At 66.2% G+C, this 17,934-nt stretch carries 15 protein-coding genes and 1 tRNA gene; 5 read left to right on the top strand and 11 right to left on the bottom strand.

Annotated elements, in window-relative coordinates:
- Positions 1–40: 40 nt before the first annotated feature.
- Entirely contained in the window at positions 41–466 is a 426-nt protein-coding gene (gene panD / locus J2T23_RS05585) for an aspartate 1-decarboxylase (RefSeq protein ID WP_210411346.1), read from the bottom strand.
- A 166-nt stretch (positions 467–632) separates the two neighbouring features.
- Positions 633–1,547, bottom strand: coding sequence for a LysR substrate-binding domain-containing protein (locus J2T23_RS05590; protein ID WP_307357901.1), 915 nt, complete (start codon positions 1,545–1,547; stop codon positions 633–635).
- A 155-nt stretch (positions 1,548–1,702) separates the two neighbouring features.
- Between J2T23_RS05590 and J2T23_RS05595 the strand changes: the two genes are divergently transcribed.
- Together J2T23_RS05595 and J2T23_RS05600 are read left to right on the top strand one after the other, a co-directional pair.
- Complete coding sequence (locus J2T23_RS05595) at positions 1,703–3,166, top strand: amino acid permease (protein ID WP_141159057.1); 1,464 nt, start codon at positions 1,703–1,705, stop codon at positions 3,164–3,166.
- Between the two features lie 389 nt (positions 3,167–3,555).
- Positions 3,556–7,062, top strand: coding sequence for a bifunctional proline dehydrogenase/L-glutamate gamma-semialdehyde dehydrogenase (locus J2T23_RS05600; RefSeq protein WP_307357905.1), 3,507 nt, complete (start codon positions 3,556–3,558; stop codon positions 7,060–7,062).
- Between the two features lie 77 nt (positions 7,063–7,139).
- Here J2T23_RS05600 and J2T23_RS05605 read toward each other — a convergent pair whose 3' ends face one another.
- Both J2T23_RS05605 and J2T23_RS05610 read right to left on the bottom strand, forming a co-directional pair.
- Positions 7,140–7,454, bottom strand: coding sequence for a hypothetical protein (locus J2T23_RS05605; protein WP_141159059.1), 315 nt, complete (start codon positions 7,452–7,454; stop codon positions 7,140–7,142).
- 168 nt (positions 7,455–7,622) lie between these two features.
- Complete coding sequence (locus J2T23_RS05610; protein WP_307357907.1) at positions 7,623–8,477, bottom strand: LysR substrate-binding domain-containing protein; 855 nt, start codon at positions 8,475–8,477, stop codon at positions 7,623–7,625.
- 140 nt (positions 8,478–8,617) lie between these two features.
- Here J2T23_RS05610 and J2T23_RS05615 point away from each other — a divergent pair, with 140 nt between their 5' ends.
- On the top strand, positions 8,618–9,997 hold the full coding sequence (locus J2T23_RS05615) for an MFS transporter (protein WP_307357909.1): 1,380 nt from the start codon (positions 8,618–8,620) through the stop codon (positions 9,995–9,997).
- Between the two features lie 69 nt (positions 9,998–10,066).
- On the opposite strand, the gene J2T23_RS05620 is transcribed toward J2T23_RS05615, so the two are convergent.
- From J2T23_RS05620 to J2T23_RS05630, 3 genes are all read right to left on the bottom strand, one after another.
- Positions 10,067–11,236, bottom strand: coding sequence for a N(5)-(carboxyethyl)ornithine synthase (locus tag J2T23_RS05620; RefSeq protein ID WP_307357911.1), 1,170 nt, complete (start codon positions 11,234–11,236; stop codon positions 10,067–10,069).
- The gene (locus tag J2T23_RS05625; protein WP_168223187.1) at positions 11,233–11,373 is read right to left on the bottom strand and encodes a hypothetical protein; all 141 of its coding nucleotides are present in this window, start codon (positions 11,371–11,373) and stop codon (positions 11,233–11,235) included. The genes J2T23_RS05620 and J2T23_RS05625 overlap by 4 nt, the downstream gene beginning before the upstream one ends.
- 104 nt (positions 11,374–11,477) lie before the next feature.
- Positions 11,478–11,551, bottom strand: a tRNA-Gly gene (locus J2T23_RS05630).
- A gap of 241 nt (positions 11,552–11,792) precedes the next feature.
- On the opposite strand from J2T23_RS05630, the gene J2T23_RS05635 reads away from it, so the two are divergent.
- Positions 11,793–12,254 (top strand): SRPBCC family protein, encoded by a 462-nt coding sequence (locus J2T23_RS05635; protein ID WP_141159063.1) that lies wholly within the window; start codon positions 11,793–11,795, stop codon positions 12,252–12,254.
- A 16-nt stretch (positions 12,255–12,270) separates the two neighbouring features.
- On the opposite strand, the gene J2T23_RS05640 is transcribed toward J2T23_RS05635, so the two are convergent.
- A complete protein-coding gene (locus J2T23_RS05640) occupies positions 12,271–13,980 on the bottom strand; it encodes a CAP domain-containing protein (protein ID WP_370871432.1) in 1,710 nt (569 codons plus the stop codon).
- A gap of 144 nt (positions 13,981–14,124) precedes the next feature.
- Here J2T23_RS05640 and dcd point away from each other — a divergent pair, with 144 nt between their 5' ends.
- Positions 14,125–14,700 (top strand): dCTP deaminase, encoded by a 576-nt coding sequence (gene dcd / locus J2T23_RS05645; RefSeq protein WP_141161442.1) that lies wholly within the window; start codon positions 14,125–14,127, stop codon positions 14,698–14,700.
- A gap of 17 nt (positions 14,701–14,717) precedes the next feature.
- On the opposite strand, the gene J2T23_RS05650 is transcribed toward dcd, so the two are convergent.
- From J2T23_RS05650 to J2T23_RS05660, 3 genes are all read right to left on the bottom strand, one after another.
- Positions 14,718–15,899 carry a cation:proton antiporter gene (locus J2T23_RS05650; RefSeq protein ID WP_141182672.1) on the bottom strand — a complete coding sequence of 394 codons (1,182 nt, stop codon included), beginning with the start codon at positions 15,897–15,899 and terminating at the stop codon, positions 14,718–14,720.
- A gap of 5 nt (positions 15,900–15,904) precedes the next feature.
- On the bottom strand, positions 15,905–16,387 hold the full coding sequence (locus J2T23_RS05655) for a cation:proton antiporter regulatory subunit (RefSeq protein WP_141159065.1): 483 nt from the start codon (positions 16,385–16,387) through the stop codon (positions 15,905–15,907).
- A gap of 63 nt (positions 16,388–16,450) precedes the next feature.
- Positions 16,451–17,851: an MFS transporter gene (locus J2T23_RS05660; RefSeq protein ID WP_141182671.1), complete on the bottom strand. Its 1,401-nt coding sequence runs from the start codon at positions 17,849–17,851 to the stop codon at positions 16,451–16,453.
- Between the last annotated feature and the right edge of the window lie 83 nt (positions 17,852–17,934).

Below are 17,934 nucleotides of genomic sequence, written 5' to 3' on the forward strand. Positions count from 1 at the left end.
TCGGGCACGGCGGAGGCAGGGACCGGGACACACGCTCCGGCTACAGGGTGGCGTTGTTAAGCGCGAAAGGGGGGCGCATCATGCCGGGAGTCAGGCCTTCGGCGGGATCATTGCCCAGCTGGATGATCCGGTTGTCCTGGTCGACATGGACCACCTTGGGCTGGTAGGCCTTGGCTTCTTCGGTGGTCATTTCGGCGTAGGTGATGAGGATGACGATGTCATTCTCGTGCATCAGGTGCGCCGCTGCACCGTTGATGCCGATGACACCGGAACCGCGCTCGCCGGCGATGGTGTAGGTTTCAAGCCGCGCGCCGTTGGTGACGTCCACAATGGACACCAGCTCGCCGGGCAGGATGTCGGCGGCTTCGAGCAGGTCGAGGTCAACGGTGACCGAGCCGACGTAGTGCAGGTCGGCGTGCGTGACGGTGGCCCGGTGGATTTTGGACTTGAACATTGTTCGATTCATAACGGCTCCAGTCTAGTCCTGCGGCCCTTTACCCGCAGTGACGCACGAAACATACGGGCCACGACGCGCCTGCGCACCGGCGCGGGTTCTCAGGGCGCAGGGAACGCACCTGCGCAACGCCGGGCGGCGTGGCTGCGCACGGAAGGACGCGGACGACGGCGGCCGGTCACCCGGCGTCGTCCGTTGCCACCGCCGCGGCTGCCGCGGCCAGGGTCTCCCGGGCGGCCAGGATGGCCGGGCGCTGGGTGCTGGAGCGGCGGACCGAGGTGAAGATGGTGCGGTGCGGCTTGCCGGGAAGCTCCAGAAGCTGCGCGGTGGTGCCGCGGCCCGTCCACACCAGGTCCGGCATCAGGGCCACGGCGTTGCCGGACTCGATCAGGCGTGCCTGGGCCTGCAGGTCGGCGGTTTCAAAGCGGACATCGGGCTCGAATCCTGCGCTGCGGCAGGCTTGTTCTGCCCAGTGGCGCGAAGCGGCGCCGCGCGGTTCCATGACCCAGGCCAGGTCTGCCGTGTCCTCCAGGAAACGGATCCCGGGTCCGTTGCCGGAGGCCGGGGGAACGGCCAGGCGGATGGCGTCTGTAGTCAGCTTCACCTTGTCCAGTTCCGGGTAGCGCGGGGCGGCGTGCCCGGGGTATTGCTCGGCGATCACCAGGTCGAAGTCGCGTGCCCACGTCTCATGCAGCGCGGTCTCGGGCTCACGCTGGATCATTTCGATCCGCACCTCGGGGTATTTCGCGGCCATGCGCGTCAAGGTGTCCGGCATCAGCGCCAGCGCGGCCGACTGGAAGACCGCGATCCGTACCGTCCCCGTGACTGTGGTCAGGGATGCGGCCAGATCCGCCTCGGCCTGCTCCATGGTTTCGAGCAGCTGAGCCGTGTGCGCCACGAGCACCTCGGCCTGGGGCGTCAGTTGCACCCGCCGCCCGGTCTTCCGGAGCAGTTCCACGCCCACTTCCTTCTCCAGCAGGGCCAGCTGCTGCGATACCGACGACGGGCTGTACTGCAGTGCCTCGGCCACCTCCGCGAGCGTCCCACGGATGCTTAACTCCCGGAGCAGCCGCAGCCTGCGGACATCAAGCATGGTGGATTCCTAACTGAAACTAACGAATATAGGTTAGAAGTAGTCACTTTATCTAACGCAATTGCGCACGCATACTGTTGAAACCGAGTTACCCCCGTCACAGCCAGGTTTCTTGGCGTGCCGCGGCGGGGTCGCACCCCAACCAGGAGTTCCTGATGAGCAGCAAAGATTTGAGCCAATCGATCATGCGGCGAAAGCCCATTGATGACATCGAAGAAGAAAACAAGCACAGTGGACTGTTCAAGTCCCTTGGCCTGTGGCAGCTCACCGCCATCGGCGTTGGCGGCATTATCGGCGTCGGCATCTTCTCCCTCGCGGGACTGGTGGCCGCCGGCAGCGAAGGCACACCCGGGGTGGGGCCCGCGGTACTGATTTCCTTCCTGATCGCAGGGCTGGCCTCAGCGGCCGCAGCCCTGTCCTACGCGGAGTTCGCGGGAATGATCCCGCGCGCCGGCTCCGCCTACACCTACGGCTACGTAGCGCTCGGCGAGGTCATCGGCTGGTTCATCGGCTGGGACCTGCTGCTGGAATACATCGCCATCGTGGCGGTGGTGGCGATCGGCATCTCCGGCTACCTTGACGCCTTCCTGGCCGGCATCGGCATCCACCTGCCAAGCTGGATGACCTCCACCTTTGACGAAGGCAAGGGCGGCATCATCAACATCCCTGCCATCCTGGTCTGCCTCCTGGTCACCTGGATCCTGTCCCGCGGCACCAAGGCGTTTGGCCGGTTCGAGCTGGCAGCCGTGGCCATCAAGGTGGTCCTGATCCTCTTCATCATCGGGCTTGGCGTGTTCTACATTGACACCAACAACTACAACCCGTTCATGCCCAGCGGCTTCGGCCCCGTGGTGGCAGGCTCCGCCACCGTCTTCTTCGCAGTCTTTGGTTACGACGCCATGAGCACTGCGGCCGAGGAAGCCAAGGACGGCAAGAAGCACATGCCCAAGGCCATCGTGCTCTCGCTCATCATCGCCATGCTGCTCTACGTTGCTGCCACGCTCGTCCTCACCGGCATGCAGAACTACAAGGACATCGACCCCAAGGCAGGCTTCGCCTCGGCCTTCACCTCCGTGGGGCTGCCGGTTATCGCCACCATCATTTCGGTGTTCGCCGTGCTGTCCATCCTCACCGTGATGCTCACGTTCCTCCTGGGCGTTACCCGCGTGTGGTTCTCCATGAGCCGTGACGGACTGCTCCCCGGCTGGTTCGCCAAGACGGACCACCGCGGCACCCCGCAGCGCGTCACCTGGATCGGCGGCATCGCCTCCGCCTTCCTGGCCGGCGTGTTCCCCATCAAGGCAGTCGCGGACCTGACCAACATCGGCATCCTGGCCGCGTTCGTCGTCGTCTGCCTGTCCGTGATCATCTTTCGTTACAAGCGGCCTGATGCTCCCCGCACGTTCCGCCTGCCCCTGATGCCCGTGATCCCGGCGTTCGGTGTCCTGGCTTCGGCCTTCCTCATGCTGCAGCTGCACTGGGAGACCTGGCTGCGGTTCGTGGTGTGGCTGATCATCGGCTTGGTGATCTATTTCAGCTATGGACGCAAGCATTCGCTGATGAACCCCGACAGCCCGCGGCACCAGGAGCTCGCAGAACTGCACCGCCCGCTTTCCTGACCTCTCCCCGGACGCGCCATCACCTTCTGCCCGTTTTCCCCCAACGCCCCATCACGTTCTTACCGCTTTCTCCCAACGCGCCATCAGATAATGCGGCGTCCAGCCGAACCCTCCCTCACATTCTGTGGGGGAGGGTTCGTTGCTTTCGACGGGAGGTGATGGGGCGTTGGTGGTTGTGGGGCGGGAGGTGATGGGGCGTTGGCGGTTTGGGGGCGGGAGGTGATGGGGCGTTGGTGGTTGTGGGGCAGGAGGTGATGAGGCGTTGGGAGGGGGATAAAACAGTGGTTTTCCTAACCTGTATTGGTTGGAAAAGATCGCTTTATCTTATGTGAGCAGAAGCTCATACTGGTGGAAAGACCTCCCAGGACACCAGAAAGATCGGGAAAACAATGACCCACGTTGCAATGGAACCGGCAGTCGCAAAGGCGGCCACCCCGCAGACTGTCGACGTCGACGTCCCCCAGGCCAAGGCCCTCGCCAATGAAGCGGTAGCCTTGGTCCGGCGCTGGCTTACCGAGGCCGCCAAGGTCCCGGTGGACGCCTCCGCAGAGCAGTTGGCCGGCGTCCTGAAGGACCCCAACGGCCTGGACTTCACGGTGGGCTTCGTTGACGGCGTGGTCCGCCCCGAGGACCTCAACGTCGCCGCCCGCAACCTCGCCAAGCTGGCCCCCAAGGTTCCCGCCTTCCTGCCGTGGTACATGCGCAGCGCCGTGGCACTGGGCGGCACCATGGCCCCGGCAATGCCGCGGCTGGTCATCCCCATCGCCCGCAGGGTCCTCCGCGAAATGGTGGGCCACCTGATCGTGGATGCCACCGACGCCAAGCTGGGCCCAGCAATCGCCAAGATCAAGAAGGACGGCATCAAGCTCAACGTCAACCTCCTGGGCGAGGCAGTCCTCGGCGAGCACGAAGCCTCCCGGCGCCTCGAGGGAACCCACACGCTGCTGGCGCGGCCCGACGTCGACTACGTCTCCATCAAGGTCTCCTCCACCGTGGCCCCGCACTCCGCCTGGGCCTTCGACGAAGCCGTGGAACACGTCGTCGAAAAGCTCACCCCGCTCTTCCGGCGCGCCGCCTCCTACTCCGGCAGCGGACAGAAGAACAAGTTCATCAACCTGGACATGGAGGAGTACAAGGACCTGGACATGACCATCGCGGTCTTCACCCGGATCCTGGACAAGCCCGAGTTCCAGGACCTCGAGGCCGGCATCGTGCTCCAGGCCTACCTCCCGGATGCGCTGTCCGCCATGATCCGGCTGCAGGACTGGGCCGCAGAGCGCCGCGCCAACGGCGGCGCCGGCATCAAGGTCCGCGTAGTCAAGGGGGCCAACCTGCCCATGGAGCAGGTGGAAGCCTCGCTGCACGACTGGCCGCTGGCCACCTGGGGTTCAAAGCAGGACTCGGATACCAGCTACAAGAGCGTCATCAACTACGCCCTGCACCCCGAACGTATCAAGAACATCCGGATCGGCGTGGCCGGCCACAACCTGTTCGACATCGCCTTCGCGTGGCTCCTGGCCAAGCAGCGCGGCGTGGAGTCCGGCATCGAATTCGAGATGCTGCTCGGCATGGCGCAGGGCCAGGCCGAGGCCGTCAAGAAGGACGTCGGCTCACTCCTGCTCTACACGCCGGTGGTGCACCCGTCCGAGTTCGACGTCGCCATCGCATACCTGATCCGCCGCCTGGAAGAAGGCGCCAGCCAGGAAAACTTCATGTCGGCGGTCTTCGAGCTCAGCGAAAACGAAGGGCTGTTCGAGCGCGAGAAGCAGCGTTTCCTCTCCTCCCTGGAGGCACTGGACAACACAGTTCCCCTGCCCAACCGCCGGCAGGACCGGAACCTTCCCCCGGAGGCCATGCCGCACACCGGATTCCGTAACACCCCGGACACCGATCCCGCCCTTCCGGCCAACCGGACCTGGGGCCGGGCCATCCTTGAGCGCGTCCCGTCCTCCACGCTGGGCGACGCATCGGTGAAGGCCGCATTCATCAATGACGAGGACACCCTCGACTCGGCCATTGCCAACGCAGTGGAGAAGGGCAAGGCCTGGGGCGAACTGTCCGGCAACGAACGTGCGGACATCCTGCACCGCGCCGGGGAGATCCTGGAAGCCCGGCGGGCCGACCTGCTCGAGGTCATGGCCAGCGAGACCGGCAAGACCATCGACCAGGGCGACCCCGAGGTCAGCGAGGCCGTGGACTTCGCCCACTACTATGCCGAGTCCGCCCGCAGGCTGGACACGGTCGACGGCGCCACGTTCGTCCCAGCCAGGCTCACCGTCGTCACCCCGCCCTGGAACTTCCCGGTCGCCATCCCGGCAGGGTCCACCCTCGCGGCACTCGCCGCCGGCTCCGCCGTCGTCATCAAGCCCGCCAAGCAGGCCGCCCGCAGCGGTGCCGTCATGGTCGAGGCGCTGTGGGAGGCCGGCGTGCCCAAGGGCGTACTGACCATGGTGCAGCTGGGGGAGCGGGAACTGGGCACCCAGCTCATCAGCCACCCTGTTGTGGACCGCGTGATCCTCACCGGCGGCTACGAAACCGCCGAGCTGTTCCGGTCCTTCCGCAAGGACCTGCCGCTGCTGGCCGAAACCAGCGGCAAGAACGCCATCATCGTTACCCCCAGCGCCGACCTGGACCTCGCCGCCAAGGACGTGGCCTACTCAGCGTTCGGCCACGCCGGCCAGAAATGCTCCGCCGCCTCGCTGGTGATCCTGGTAGGTTCCGTGGCCATCTCCAAGCGGTTCCACAACCAGCTGATCGACGCCGTCACTTCCCTCAAGGTGGGCTACCCGCAGGACCCCACCAGCCAAATGGGCCCCATCATCGAGCCCGCCAACGGCAAGCTCCTCAACGCCCTCACCACGCTGGGCGAGGGCGAGAACTGGGCCGTTGAACCGAAGAAGCTGGACAGCACCGGCCGGCTGTGGAGCCCGGGCGTGCGCTACGGCGTCAAGCGTGGCTCCTACTTCCACCTGACCGAGTTCTTCGGCCCGGTCCTGGGCGTCATGACCGCCGAAACGCTGGTAGAGGCCATCGCCATCCAGAACCAGATCGAATACGGCCTCACGGCGGGCCTGCACTCCCTCAACTCCGAGGAACTGGGCATCTGGCTGGACACCATCCAGGCCGGCAACCTCTACATCAACCGCGGCATCACCGGCGCCATCGTCCAGCGCCAGCCGTTCGGCGGCTGGAAGAAGTCGGCGGTCGGTGCCGGCACCAAGGCAGGCGGCCCCAACTACCTGGCCGGCCTGGGTGACTGGCTTCCGGCGAAGGCATCCGCGAAGGCTCCGGTATCCAACGCGGCCGTCCGCCGCATCCTCAACGCCGCCGGCCCCGCCCTGGACCCGGCAGGCCTCGAGTCCGTCCAGCGGGCCCTGGCATCCGACGCCGAAGCCTGGGCTGACGAGTTCGGCACCGCCAAGGACGTCTCGGGGCTGGGCGCCGAGCGCAACATCTTCCGCTACCGCAGCCTGCCGGTCACCATCCGCCTTTCCGAAGGTGCTCCGCTGGCACACCTGGTCCGGACGGTGGCGGCGGGCGTGCTGGCCGGTTCGGCACTCACCGTGTCCACCGCCGTCGAACTTCCCGCGCAGCTGCGCTCCGTGCTCACCGCACAGGATATCAACGTGACGGTGGAGTCCGACGCCGGCTGGCTGGCTTCCGCCGGACACCTCGCCTCGGCGGGCAAACTGTCAGGGGGCCGCATCCGCCTGATCGGCGGCAACGCCTCCGCACTCGCCGAGGCCACGGGCGGGCGGCCGGACCTGGCCATCTACGCCCACCCGGTCACGGAGGCGGGCCGCGTGGAGCTGCTGCCCTTCCTGCATGAGCAGGCCGTCAGCATCACCGCGCACCGGTTCGGCACCCCGAACCACCTCTCGGACGCGCTGATCTAGCGCCTGCGGGCACACAGAAGGTCCGGCGGTTGGGCTTGTTTCCACAAGCCCAACCGCCGGACCTTTTGTTTGTCCCGCTAGCCCAAGTACCAGCCGGGCGGCGTCCAGGTGGCGGGGACGCTGTGGGCGGAGAAATCCTCGCAGCGGGTGCAGGTGTAGGCCACCTCGCCAAGGGTGGCCACCGTCCCGTCACGCCGGTAGGTGGGTGGAATGTACGACTCGAGGTAGACGAACTCGTCCGTACGGCACTTGTCGCAGGTGGGTTTCCCCACATAACCGGAGTCCACGGAGGCGTGTCCGGTTCCGAGGGTGTTCTGGCGGGTGGACGGCCGTGCGGTGGAGTACGGGCGTGCGTGCGCAGAACCTGGGTGGATATTCCTGGCTGTCGTCATTGGCTGCCTGTCCCAAGCGGTGGTTTCCGGCATGCGGAGACTCGCTTGCTTCGGTGAACCGGCCTGCTGCTTGACCTTGGAAAACCAGCATAGGTGATGCCACTTCCCCTATCAATGGACACGGGCCCCCTAACTCCCCTAAATGCTGGAAATTGAGCCGCTGGAGAGTTAAGTTTGGCGGTTAATGGTCCTGCCGACAATCGTTTGGGTAAGGGCGTCGATCACCTCGGCATTGGCCAGCGGATTGCGGATCAGGGTGAAATCCACGTCCCCTACGGCGGGAAGGTCGAAGCGCCGGGTAATGATCTTCAGGTCTTCGGGCACCAGCGACGTGGGCATGACGGCCACGCCGATGCCCGCCCTGACTGCCGCGAGCACCCCACTGATCTGGCGGGTGGTGCAGGTGATCCGCCAGGTCCGGCCGTGGGCTTCCAGCGCATCGATGGCCAGTTTCCGGCTGAGGCTGGGGGACGGGTAGGCGATCAACGGCACGGGCGTTCCCGGTTCCAGCGATGTTTGTTCAAGGCCCACCCAGGAGAACGAATCGTGCTGGACCACCGTGCCGTCTTTTGCCCCGGCCACCCATTTCACGAACACCAGGTCCAGTTGGCCGGCGTTCAGCTTGCGGTACAGCTGGTCGCTTTGGCCCACAGTGAGCTCAAGGTTGATCTGCGGATAGATCTGCCGGAACTCACGCAGGATCCGGGGCAGCCCGGTGATGGCGAGATCATCCGCCGTGCCGAACCGCAGACGCCCCCGCATCGCGGAGCCCGAGAAATAGCGGGCCGCGGCGTCATGCGCTGACAGGATGCTGCGGGCAAAACCGGCCATGGCGTCGCCGTTGTCCGTGAGCCGGACGTCCCGGGTGTCCCGTGTAACCAGGCTGCGCTTGGCGGCTGCCTCAAGCTTGCGGATGTGCTGGCTTATGGTGGGCTGCGCCAGCCCCAGGCGTTCGGCGGCCTTGGTAAAGCTCAGGGTGTCCGCCACCGCCAGGAAGGAACGCAACTGGGCTGGTTCAAACATCTTGGGTCCCCCACGGCATTCGAGTCGGCGTGTATTGCGTTTCGCAATACGAGTTATAGGGACCATACCGCTCCATAATTGCCTCCGCCAGCCTAGCGTTAAGGACATCCCAGCCCGCCCGCAATTTTGAGGACACACCTGTGGCACCCCCACCGCCTTCGTCGGCCTCCGTCACCCAGCCAGTTATCGCCGCGGCGGGCTCAGCGCCCCCGGACAACCAGACCCAGCCGCTCGCCGTCGTCACTGAAAAGCTGCCCTGGCGGCACACCTTCATCTCGCTGAAAGTGCCCAACTTCCGGATCTTCGCCATGGGCCACTTCATCGCCGTCATCGCCATCTGGATGCAGCGCATCGCCCAGGACTGGCTGGTGCTGCAGCTCTCGGGCTCCGTGACGGCCGTGGGGTTCACGGTGGCCCTGCAGTTCATGCCGTCCCTGGTGCTGGGCCCTTGGGGCGGGATGATCGCGGACCGGTTCGCCAAACGGAAGATCCTCATCCTGTGCCAGAGCGTGGCCGCCATCCTTTCAGCGGCCCTGGCCGTCCTGGCCCTGACCGGCGTGATCATGGTGTGGCACGTCTACGTCATCGCGTTTGTCCTGGGCCTGGTGACCGTCCTTGACCAGCCCGCCCGCCAGGTGTTCGTCAACGAGCTCGTGGGCCCGAAATACTTGCGGAACGCCATCAGCGTCAACTCCACCACCTTCCAGCTGGGCGGCCTGATCGGACCGGCCATCGCGGGTGTGCTCCTGACGGCAGTGGGGGCCGGCTGGGCGTTCGCGGCAAACGCGCTGGCCTGCTGCTCCACGGTGACCATGCTCCTGCTCCTGCGCAAGGACCAGCTTTACGTCAGCGCCCCGACGCCCAAGAGCAAGGGCATGCTCCGGGAGGGGCTGCGCTACGCCCTGAGCAAGCCCACCATCTACTGGCCGTGGCTCATGGCAGGGTTCATCGCGGTGTTCGCCATGAGCCTGCCGGTGCTGCTTGCCGCTTTCGCGGACCACGTCTACCAGGTGGGGGCCGGCGGGTATGGACTCCTCAACGCCCTGGTGGCACTCGGAGCACTGTCCGGCGCCGTGGCGTCCACCCGGCGTCGGCAGCTGCGCCTGCGGTCCGTGGTGTTCTGCGCCGGGATGTACGGCCTGATGCTCTGCCTGGCTGCCGTTGCCCCGTCCATGGTGTGGTTCGGCGCGGTGATGGTCCTGTCCGGGTTCTGGTGCCTGATGTTCCTCACCGGGTCCAACCAGCTGGTGCAGGTCAGCTCCAACATGGCCATCCGCGGCCGGGTCATGAGCCTGTACATCATGGTGCTGATCGGAGGCCAGGCGCTGGGCGGCCCCATGCTGGGCTGGATCGCCGAGCATGTAAACCCGCACGCTGCGCTGCTGGTGTCCGGCGGCGTACCCGCGCTGGCCGCGCTGTCGGTGGGGGCCATACTGGCCCGCAAGGGCGGCCTGCAGCTCCGGATGGACCTGAAGGGGCGCCGCCCCCTGCGGATCGTCAGCCGGCACGCCCGCGCCTAGGGAGGGCGCGCGGGCAACTGCTGAAGGCAACCGGGCGCGGTGCGCCCGGTTGCCGTTAAGGGGAGCTGCCTAAAGAACTGCCAGGTGCAACGCCTCGTGCGGGTATTCCGGGACGCGCTCCTGGAACTGCAGCACAGCCTCGTTTCGGATGACGCCGTCGCGGATCTCGATGGCCCGCGCAATGGTGTCGTTCGCGTCCCACGCGGCCGGTCCGCCCATGACTGTCCCGAGGAACGGTTGGAGCGCCTGGCTGATCTCCCAACTCGAGGAGTTCCAGAGGTAGGACGGGCTGTGGTCCACCGCGTAGTAGTTGATGTGGTCACCGACCGTGATCATCGGGGCCGCAAACGTGGTGGACTTGGCCCAGCTGAAGCCCATGCCGTCATCGCAGGAAACATCGACGATAAGACTGCCCGGGGTGAACGCTGCCAGGTCCTCGGTCCGGAGGTACGTGAGCGGGTTGTTCGGGTCCTGCAGCGTGCAGTTGACCACGATGTCGCTCTCGGCGAGGAACGGAGCCAGCGGAACCCTGCCCCGTTCGGTGATGACCTGGCTCAGGAAGGGAGCCTCGTCGTCGTGGTCGAACTGCACGATGTTCACTGAATGGATGGGGGCGCCCACCGCTGCCACGCCGCGGTTGGTCAGCACCTGGACGTCGTGGATGCCGTGCGCGTTCAGCGCCGTCACCGCCCCGCGCGCCGTGGCACCGAAGCCAATCACGACGGCGCTCAGCCGGCGCCCGTAGTCCCCGGTGGAACCTGTCAGCGCCAGCGCGTGCAGGACCGAGCAGTAGCCGGCCAGCTCATTGTTCTTGTGGAACACGTGCAGGCCGAACCCGCCGTCGCTGGCCCAGTGGTTCATCGCCTCAAACGCTATGAGGGTCAGTTTCTTGTCAATTGCCAGCTGGGTGATGGCGCGGTCCTGGACGCAGTGCGGCCACCCCCAGAGGACCTGCCCGTCCCGCATCTCCGCCAGGTCTTCCGGCTGCGGTTTGGGCAGGAGGACGACGTCGGCCGCGGCCAGCAGTTCTTCCCGGGCCGCCATGCGTCCCACCAGCGTGGAGAGGTGGCTGTCCGGGACGCCGAAGCGCTCACCGTAGCCACGCTCCAGGATGATGCGCTGCCGCAGTGCGGGAGCGATCCGTTCGACGTGCAGGGGGTGGAGGGGTACGCGGCGCTCGTCCGGTTTGCGCGAGGAAGCCAGGACGCCCAGGCTCAGCCGGGGTTCGTGGCCGCTCACTTCTTCTTTGCGGCCTTGGTGGACGTGATGTCCAGGGAGCTGGCCGGCGCTGCGGCGGCCTTCTTGTCTGCGCGCTTTTCCTTGATGGACTTGCCGGACTTTTTTGATGCCGTTTGACGCGGGGACTTATCAGCCATGATTGCTCCTGTAGCGGAACCGAATAGGTTCCTGACTACTGAGACTACACCCGTGGACCTAATCATCAGCCGGGGGGTGCGCGCCCCTTTGAGTGCTGCAGGAATGGAGCGGCTGACGGGAATCGAACCCGCGTATCAAGCTTGGGAAGCTAGCGCTCTACCATTGAGCTACAGCCGCAATGCCCTCGCTCGCGCGGGGCAGAACTTAGCTTAGCGCAGATCTGTAGGCTCCCCGCCAACCCGGGCCGGCGGCCGCGCCGTGTCCCGCGAACCGTGGCGTCATCCAGTAACTCTTCAATAACGTCCGCGCCGCCGGCTAGGCCCGGGCGTGGGGCGGTGGCTAACCTGATCCGGGTAGCGGCCGCTTTGGGGGGAGGCAGCTATTGCGGGCAGCCGACGTCAACCACAGGAATTTCTTCATGGCAATCGCAGAGCACGAGGTCCTCATAGAGCGCGACGCCATGGCCGTCTACCAGTACCTCCTTGACGCCACCAACCTCCCCGCCTGGCGCAGCGACGTCCGCAGCGTGAAGCTTGTGGAGGGTCCGGCCGAAGCCAGGGGCGCCGTTTACCGGAAGATGGTGGCCGGACGCTCCGGCCTGAGCATTCCCGCCGAATTGGAGATCACCAATGTCCGGCCCGGCGCCGAAATCCAGTTCCACGTGGTTTCCGGTCCTGCCACCCGGTGGGGCGGCTACTATCTCAGCACGGAAGAAGCCGGAACCCGGGTCCGGTTTTCCGTGGAAGCCAAACGCGAGGGGCGGTTCGGGGTCCTCGGCAGGTGGCCCTTCTTTAACGGGATGCTCCAGCGCCGGGTCAGTTCCGATGTGGCCCAGCTGGACCGGCTGAAGAACGTGCTGGAGCTCCAGCCGGCCATCTGAGCCGCTCCCTTCGCCTTTACTGCGCCAGCCGCTGCCCGGTCCAAGGACCGGCAATGTTCGACGGCGACGCGAGGCTTCCGGAGCCCAGGTCCCAGTACTGCACGGTGTCGTTGGCGCGGCGGAGCGCCACGCCCCTGGTGTTCAGGCCGGTGGCATCACGCAGGGACCGGATCCCTGTGACGTCCGCCCAGCCGGTAGCGACCGTGGCCCGGGCTTCGGCGCGGAGGGCGGTGCTGCCCCACCCCCGGTAGAGCTGGACGGTGCCGTCGGTCCGCAGCCCCAGGATGTCCTGGAAGCCGTCACCGTCGTAGTCCACCATGGCGAGCCGGGAGGCGTACACGCCCGTGGCCACGGTGACGCGTTCTGCAATATCGCCGGTGCCCTTATTGCCGTAGAGGTAGAGGTTTCCGCCGCCGTCAAGGGCCAGGATCTGCGGCATCCGGTTGTTTGCGCACCATCCGCCCACGGCAAGGGTCAGGGAGTCCCATCCGCCCAGGCCCAGGGTGATGGGCGCCTGGAACCCGCCGCCGGCGATGCCCCGGTGCAGTGTGAGGTTGCCGTTGGCCCATTGGGTCAGGACGTCAAAGGCGCCATCGCGGTCCCAGTCGGTCACGAAGACTTCCTTGGCCCCGCTGAAGCCTGAGCCGATTACCTTTGCGGCGGCATAGGTGCGGGGCCCGGTGGAGGCCCGGTCCAGCAGTTGCCCGGCGGAGTCGACCGACACGAGGTCGGCAGGGCCGGTGATTGCCGCGGCGCTGAGATTAAGGGTGGGCGGCATGTGCTTCACAGGTGCGTCGCACAGGCTTGGCGGTGACGGCGGAAAGGCATCACCCGATGCCGAACCGCCCGGTGAATCGAGGGTGCCTGCCGGGAGCGTGGTGTAGCCGAAGAAGTTCACCACGCCCCAGATCTGGTAGGTGGAGTTGGTGTACGAGATGCCGGCGCCCATCACGTTGAAGCGCGGGTCAAGGAGCATGGCGTTGTGGCCGGGCGAACCCTTCCACCATTCCACCAGCTGGGCTGCGTCCCGGTCCGTGCGGATGGCGATGATCTCGCCGGCGCCGTTGTTCGGACTCATGGCGCGGGGGTCGGTCCAGAAATTGGCCCGGTGTTCGATCACCTCACGGGTGGCGATGTTGTCGGACCAGTCCTGGGACAACCCCGCCACAGTGGGGTGGTACTTGACCTTGTTCAGGCCGTTGGCCACACGGTATTCGTTGATCTTGGTAAAGACGGTGAGGATGGCCGCTGAATTGTTGTCCGGGACCAGGGCTTCCGTGGACAGGCTGGGGGCGGCCGGTTCCGGAGCCGTGAGCCGGGTGGCCGGGGGCGATGCCAGATCCTGGTCCGGCGCCCAGAGCGGCGGGATGGACACGGTCCGGGGAGCAGGCTCCACGGTGGACGCCGCAGGTGCCGGCGGGGGCGTAGGTTCGGTGGCGGGCTGGACCGCGGGCGTGGAAGGGGCAGCAGGCGCGGGGTTGGGTGCCGGCGCGGGCGCGGCATCCGTCAGCGGTGACGCCACCCGGATATCCGGGTCCACGGCCGGGGTGAGGCGCCCGGCGGAAGCGTCACCCGCTGTGGACGCACCGCCGCCATGCACCAGCGGGGCTGCAAGCGAAATGCCCGCCGCCCCCGCCTGGGTCAGCGGCAACGGCGAGGGCGGTGCAGTGGCTGACGACGAGACCAGCGCCAACGCACAGAGCACGCCAAGAAAAGACGGTGCCACTAATTTATTCACAACATCCCCAGCTCTGTTATGCCATCCCGGGAGACCATTCCGGCGGCTTTCATTCGCAACATTAGCCCCACGAGGCCACAGCAACAACGGGAAAATGCGGGTGTGGATAACCGATACGGTAATTTGGGAGCCGTGCTGATCTCTGACCGCGACATTCGTGCCGAAATTGATTCCCAGCGGATTGTGCTGGAACCTTACGACCCCGCGATGGTCCAGCCGTCGTCCGTGGATGTCCGGATCGACAAGTTCTTCCGGTTGTTCGACAACCACAAGTACGCGCACATCGATCCCGCGCAGGAGCAGCCCGAGCTGACCCGGCTGGTGGAAGTGGAGCAGGACGAGGCGTTCATCCTGCACCCCGGGGAGTTTGTCCTGGGCTCCACGTATGAGACGGTCACCCTGCCCGACGACATCGCGGCCCGCCTGGAAGGAAAGTCGTCCCTGGGCCGGCTGGGCCTGCTGACGCACTCAACCGCGGGCTTCATCGATCCCGGTTTTTCCGGCCACGTCACCCTTGAGCTGTCCAACATGGCAACGCTGCCCATCAAGCTGTGGCCGGGCATGAAGATCGGCCAGCTCTGCTTCTTCAGGCTAAGCTCTGCCGCGGAATACCCGTACGGTCAAGGCGAATACGGCAACCGCTACCAGGGCCAGCGCGGTCCTACCGCCAGCCGCAGCCACCTGAACTTCCACCGCACCAGCATCTAGGAGCGACGCCGGCCACATCAGGTCTGCGGAGCTACCGCGGGCCTTCGGACGAACGGCCTGGCCAGCGGTTCGACGTAGCGTGCGGCCAGTGGGCCCACCACCGCCATCAGCAGCACATAGGCGGTGGCCAGCGCCGCGAGCTCATGCGGGACTGCCCCTGACGCAACCGCCAAGCCTGCAATCACAATGGAGAATTCGCCGCGGGCAACGAGAGCGGCGCCGGCACGGAAGCGTCCGGGCCGGGCGATCCCTGCCCGTTTTGCCGCCCAGATCCCGGTCAGCATCTTGGTTGCCGCAGTAGCCACGGCCAGGACCAGGGCCCATCCCAGGACCGGCGGGATGGATGAAGGGTCCGTGTTGAGCCCGAACGCCACAAAGAAGATGGCCGCAAACAGGTCCCGCAGCGGCTCGAGGATCCGGGTGGCATTGTGGGCAGTGGACCCCGAGATGGCGATGCCCAGCATGAAGGCTCCCACTGCTGCCGAAACCTGCATGGCGGACGCCGCGCCCGCCACCAGCAGGGCGGCGCCGAGGACGTTGAGCAGGAAGACCTCGGAGTTCTCGCTGTGCACCGCTTTGGAGACGTGGTGCCCGTGCCGCAGTGCCACCATGAGCACCACACTGACCACTGCCAGGGCGATCCCCACGGTGGTGAGCCCGCCCAGGAAACCCACACCCGCGAGCGTCGCCGTGAGGATGGGCAGGTAGACGGCCATGGCCAGGTCCTCGAAGACCAGGATGGACAGCACGACCGGGGTTTCCCGGTTGCCCAGCCGGCCCAGGTCAGTGATCACCTTGGCGGCGATGCCGGACGAGGAAATGTACGTCACCCCGCCCATGACCATGGCCCCCACACCGCCCCATCCCAGCAGCAGGGCAAGGCCGGCACCGGGCAGGAAGTTCAGGACGAGGTCCAGCACGCCCGCCTGCCAGGAGCGGCGAAGGCCGGTGAAGAGCTCAGCCGCTGTATATTCCAAACCGAGCATAAGCAGCAGGAGGATGACGCCGATCTCGCCCGACAGATGTGCGAACTCGTGCATACCTTCAAGTTTGACGATGCCGCCGGCGCCAAAAGCCAGCCCGCCCAGCAGGTAGAACGGGATGGGGGACATGCCGATCCGTCCGGCCAACCTGGCCAGGAGGCCGAGGAAGAACACAACGGCCCCCAGTTCAATGAGGGTCTGGGCCAACGGGTCCATGGAATCTAGCCGCGGCGAAGGATATCGGCCGCTGAGTCCAGGCCTTCCTGGGTGCCGACTGCCACCAGCAGGTCACCGGCGTGGAGGACGACGTCGGGTCCCGGCGAAGGCAGCACCTCACCTTCCCGCATGATGGCCACGATCGAAACGCCGCACCGCGTGCGGATGGACGCCTTGCCCATGGGCTGGTTCTGGAAAGGGGAGTCCGCAGCAATGGAGAACTGCCGGGTGACGATGCCAGGGACGTCCTTGTGCTCTTCCGCGAGCTTCATGGCCAGGTGCATACCGCCCAGGAGGTTGCCCAGGGTGGCGGCTTCATCGCTGGTGAGCGGAATCGAGGCCTGGCAGGTATCGGGGTCGTCCCAGGTGGAAACGATGAGTTCCGTCTGGCCTTCCCGGAGCTCCACGACGCCGATGCGGCGTCCGGAGGCGGTCATGAAATCCTTCCGGCGGCCCAGGCCGGGAAGGTTCGTTTCGTCCACGTTCATGACTCCAGCCTAGTCGGCCTGGCAACACCGGGCGGCGGGCTGCACCAGCATCGGAACGAGTTTTCAGCTGGCCGGGACCACTGCGATGGGGGCCCGTTCCGGTGCCTTCACCGGCAGCAGCACAAGGAGCCCTGCGAGGAGGACCACCATAATGCCCAGGATGCCCCACCGCTGTGCCTGCCCGGCGGGCACCAGCGGAGTTGCCACCGTGATGCAGAGCGTGAACAGGGCAGGCGCCAGGAAGCTGACGGCCCGGCCCGTGGTGGCGTACAGGCCGAAGAGCTCACCGGACTCACCGTGTGGCGCGAGCCGGGCCAGGTAGGCGCGGGACGAGGATTGGGCGGGACCCACAAACAGGCAGAGGAACAGTCCGAAGACCCAGAACGTCGTGCTGCCGGCCCATTCCATGCCGAAGAGGGAATAGTTGCCGTTACCCAGGGCCAGAATGGCGGTCCCGGCAATCAAAAGGCCCACCAGGGAACCGGTGATAACAGCCTTGGGGCCTACCTTGTCGTCCAGGAACCCGCCGATGACGGCGCCGACGGCGGCCACGACGTTCCCGAAGATGGCGAAGAAGATGACCTGGGACAGGGCAAACCCGAATGTGCCGGCCGCGATGATGCCGCCGAATGTGAAGACTGCTGCGAGGCCGTCCCGGAACACGGCGCTGGCCAGGAGGAAGTAGATGGTGTGCGGGCTGGTGGCGTAGATCGCCTTGATCCGCCGGAACAGCAGCCGGTAGCTGGCGGCCAATCCCAGCCGCGCGGCCTGGCCGGAGCGCGGCACTTCGGGAACGGCGAACAGGACGGGGAGGGCGAAGACCAAGAACCACAGGGCTGAGAAAACGGCCACCAGCCTGATGTTCAGGCTGTCCTGCGTGGAGGCGCCGAACCATTCGAAGGCAGGCTGGACGAAGAGCTGCAGGACGATCAGGAGCGCGACGATGCCGCCCAGGTAGCCGGCGCCCCAGCCGAAACCGCTGACCTTTCCGATGTTCCGCGGCGTGGACACCTGCGCGAGCATGGCGTTGTAGTTGACGCCGGCGAATTCGAAGAAGACGTTGCCCAGTGCGATCAGCGAGACGCCGAGGAGCAGGAATTCCGGGTGCGGGAACACGAAGAAGCACAGTGCGGTCAGGATGGCGACGGCGGCCGAGTTGACTCCCAGCCACAGCTTGCGCCGGCCCCCCGCATCCGAACGCTGGCCGGTGACAGGTGCCAGCAGCGCGATGGCGAACCCGGCAACCGCCAACGCGCCGCCGAGTACCGCCGAGGCACTGTCCTCGCCGCCGAAGGCGTTGGACGTCAGGTAGACCGTGAAGACAAACGTCGTCATGACGGCGTTGAAAGCAGCGGAGCCCCAGTCCCAGGAAGCCCAGGCCAGGACCTGCCCTTTGGAGGAACCGGTTCCGGCAACAAGATCCGAGGCGGGCTGCATCGCCCCGGGAGCGCTGGCGCTGTTCATACGATGCATCGTATCCGCCCGTGGCGAACACTCGGGGACCACGGGCCCTTGATGCCGGGGATTCGGGCAGGGGCGGTGGGTTA

Source organism: Pseudarthrobacter niigatensis (genome assembly GCF_030812615.1).
Lineage (GTDB): Bacteria > Actinomycetota > Actinomycetes > Actinomycetales > Micrococcaceae > Arthrobacter > Arthrobacter niigatensis.

Bases quoted from the DNA above. Each gene is read 5' to 3' on its own strand.
- J2T23_RS05590 (WP_307357901.1), bottom strand. From the start codon at position 1,547: ATGCTTGATGTCCGCAGGCTGCGGCTGCTCCGGGAGTTAAGCATCCGT.
- J2T23_RS05610 (WP_307357907.1), bottom strand. From the start codon at position 8,477: ATGTTTGAACCAGCCCAGTTGCGTTCCTTCCTGGCGGTGGCGGACACC.
- J2T23_RS05625 (WP_168223187.1), bottom strand. From the start codon at position 11,373: ATGGCTGATAAGTCCCCGCGTCAAACGGCATCAAAAAAGTCCGGCAAG.
- J2T23_RS05595 (WP_141159057.1), top strand. From the start codon at position 1,703: ATGAGCAGCAAAGATTTGAGCCAATCGATCATGCGGCGAAAGCCCATT.
- J2T23_RS05635 (WP_141159063.1), top strand. From the start codon at position 11,793: ATGGCAATCGCAGAGCACGAGGTCCTCATAGAGCGCGACGCCATGGCC.
- J2T23_RS05655 (WP_141159065.1), bottom strand. From the start codon at position 16,387: ATGAACGTGGACGAAACGAACCTTCCCGGCCTGGGCCGCCGGAAGGAT.
- panD (WP_210411346.1), bottom strand. From the start codon at position 466: ATGAATCGAACAATGTTCAAGTCCAAAATCCACCGGGCCACCGTCACG.
- J2T23_RS05605 (WP_141159059.1), bottom strand. From the start codon at position 7,454: ATGACGACAGCCAGGAATATCCACCCAGGTTCTGCGCACGCACGCCCG.
- J2T23_RS05600 (WP_307357905.1), top strand. From the start codon at position 3,556: ATGACCCACGTTGCAATGGAACCGGCAGTCGCAAAGGCGGCCACCCCG.
- J2T23_RS05650 (WP_141182672.1), bottom strand. From the start codon at position 15,899: ATGGACCCGTTGGCCCAGACCCTCATTGAACTGGGGGCCGTTGTGTTC.
- J2T23_RS05660 (WP_141182671.1), bottom strand. From the start codon at position 17,851: ATGAACAGCGCCAGCGCTCCCGGGGCGATGCAGCCCGCCTCGGATCTT.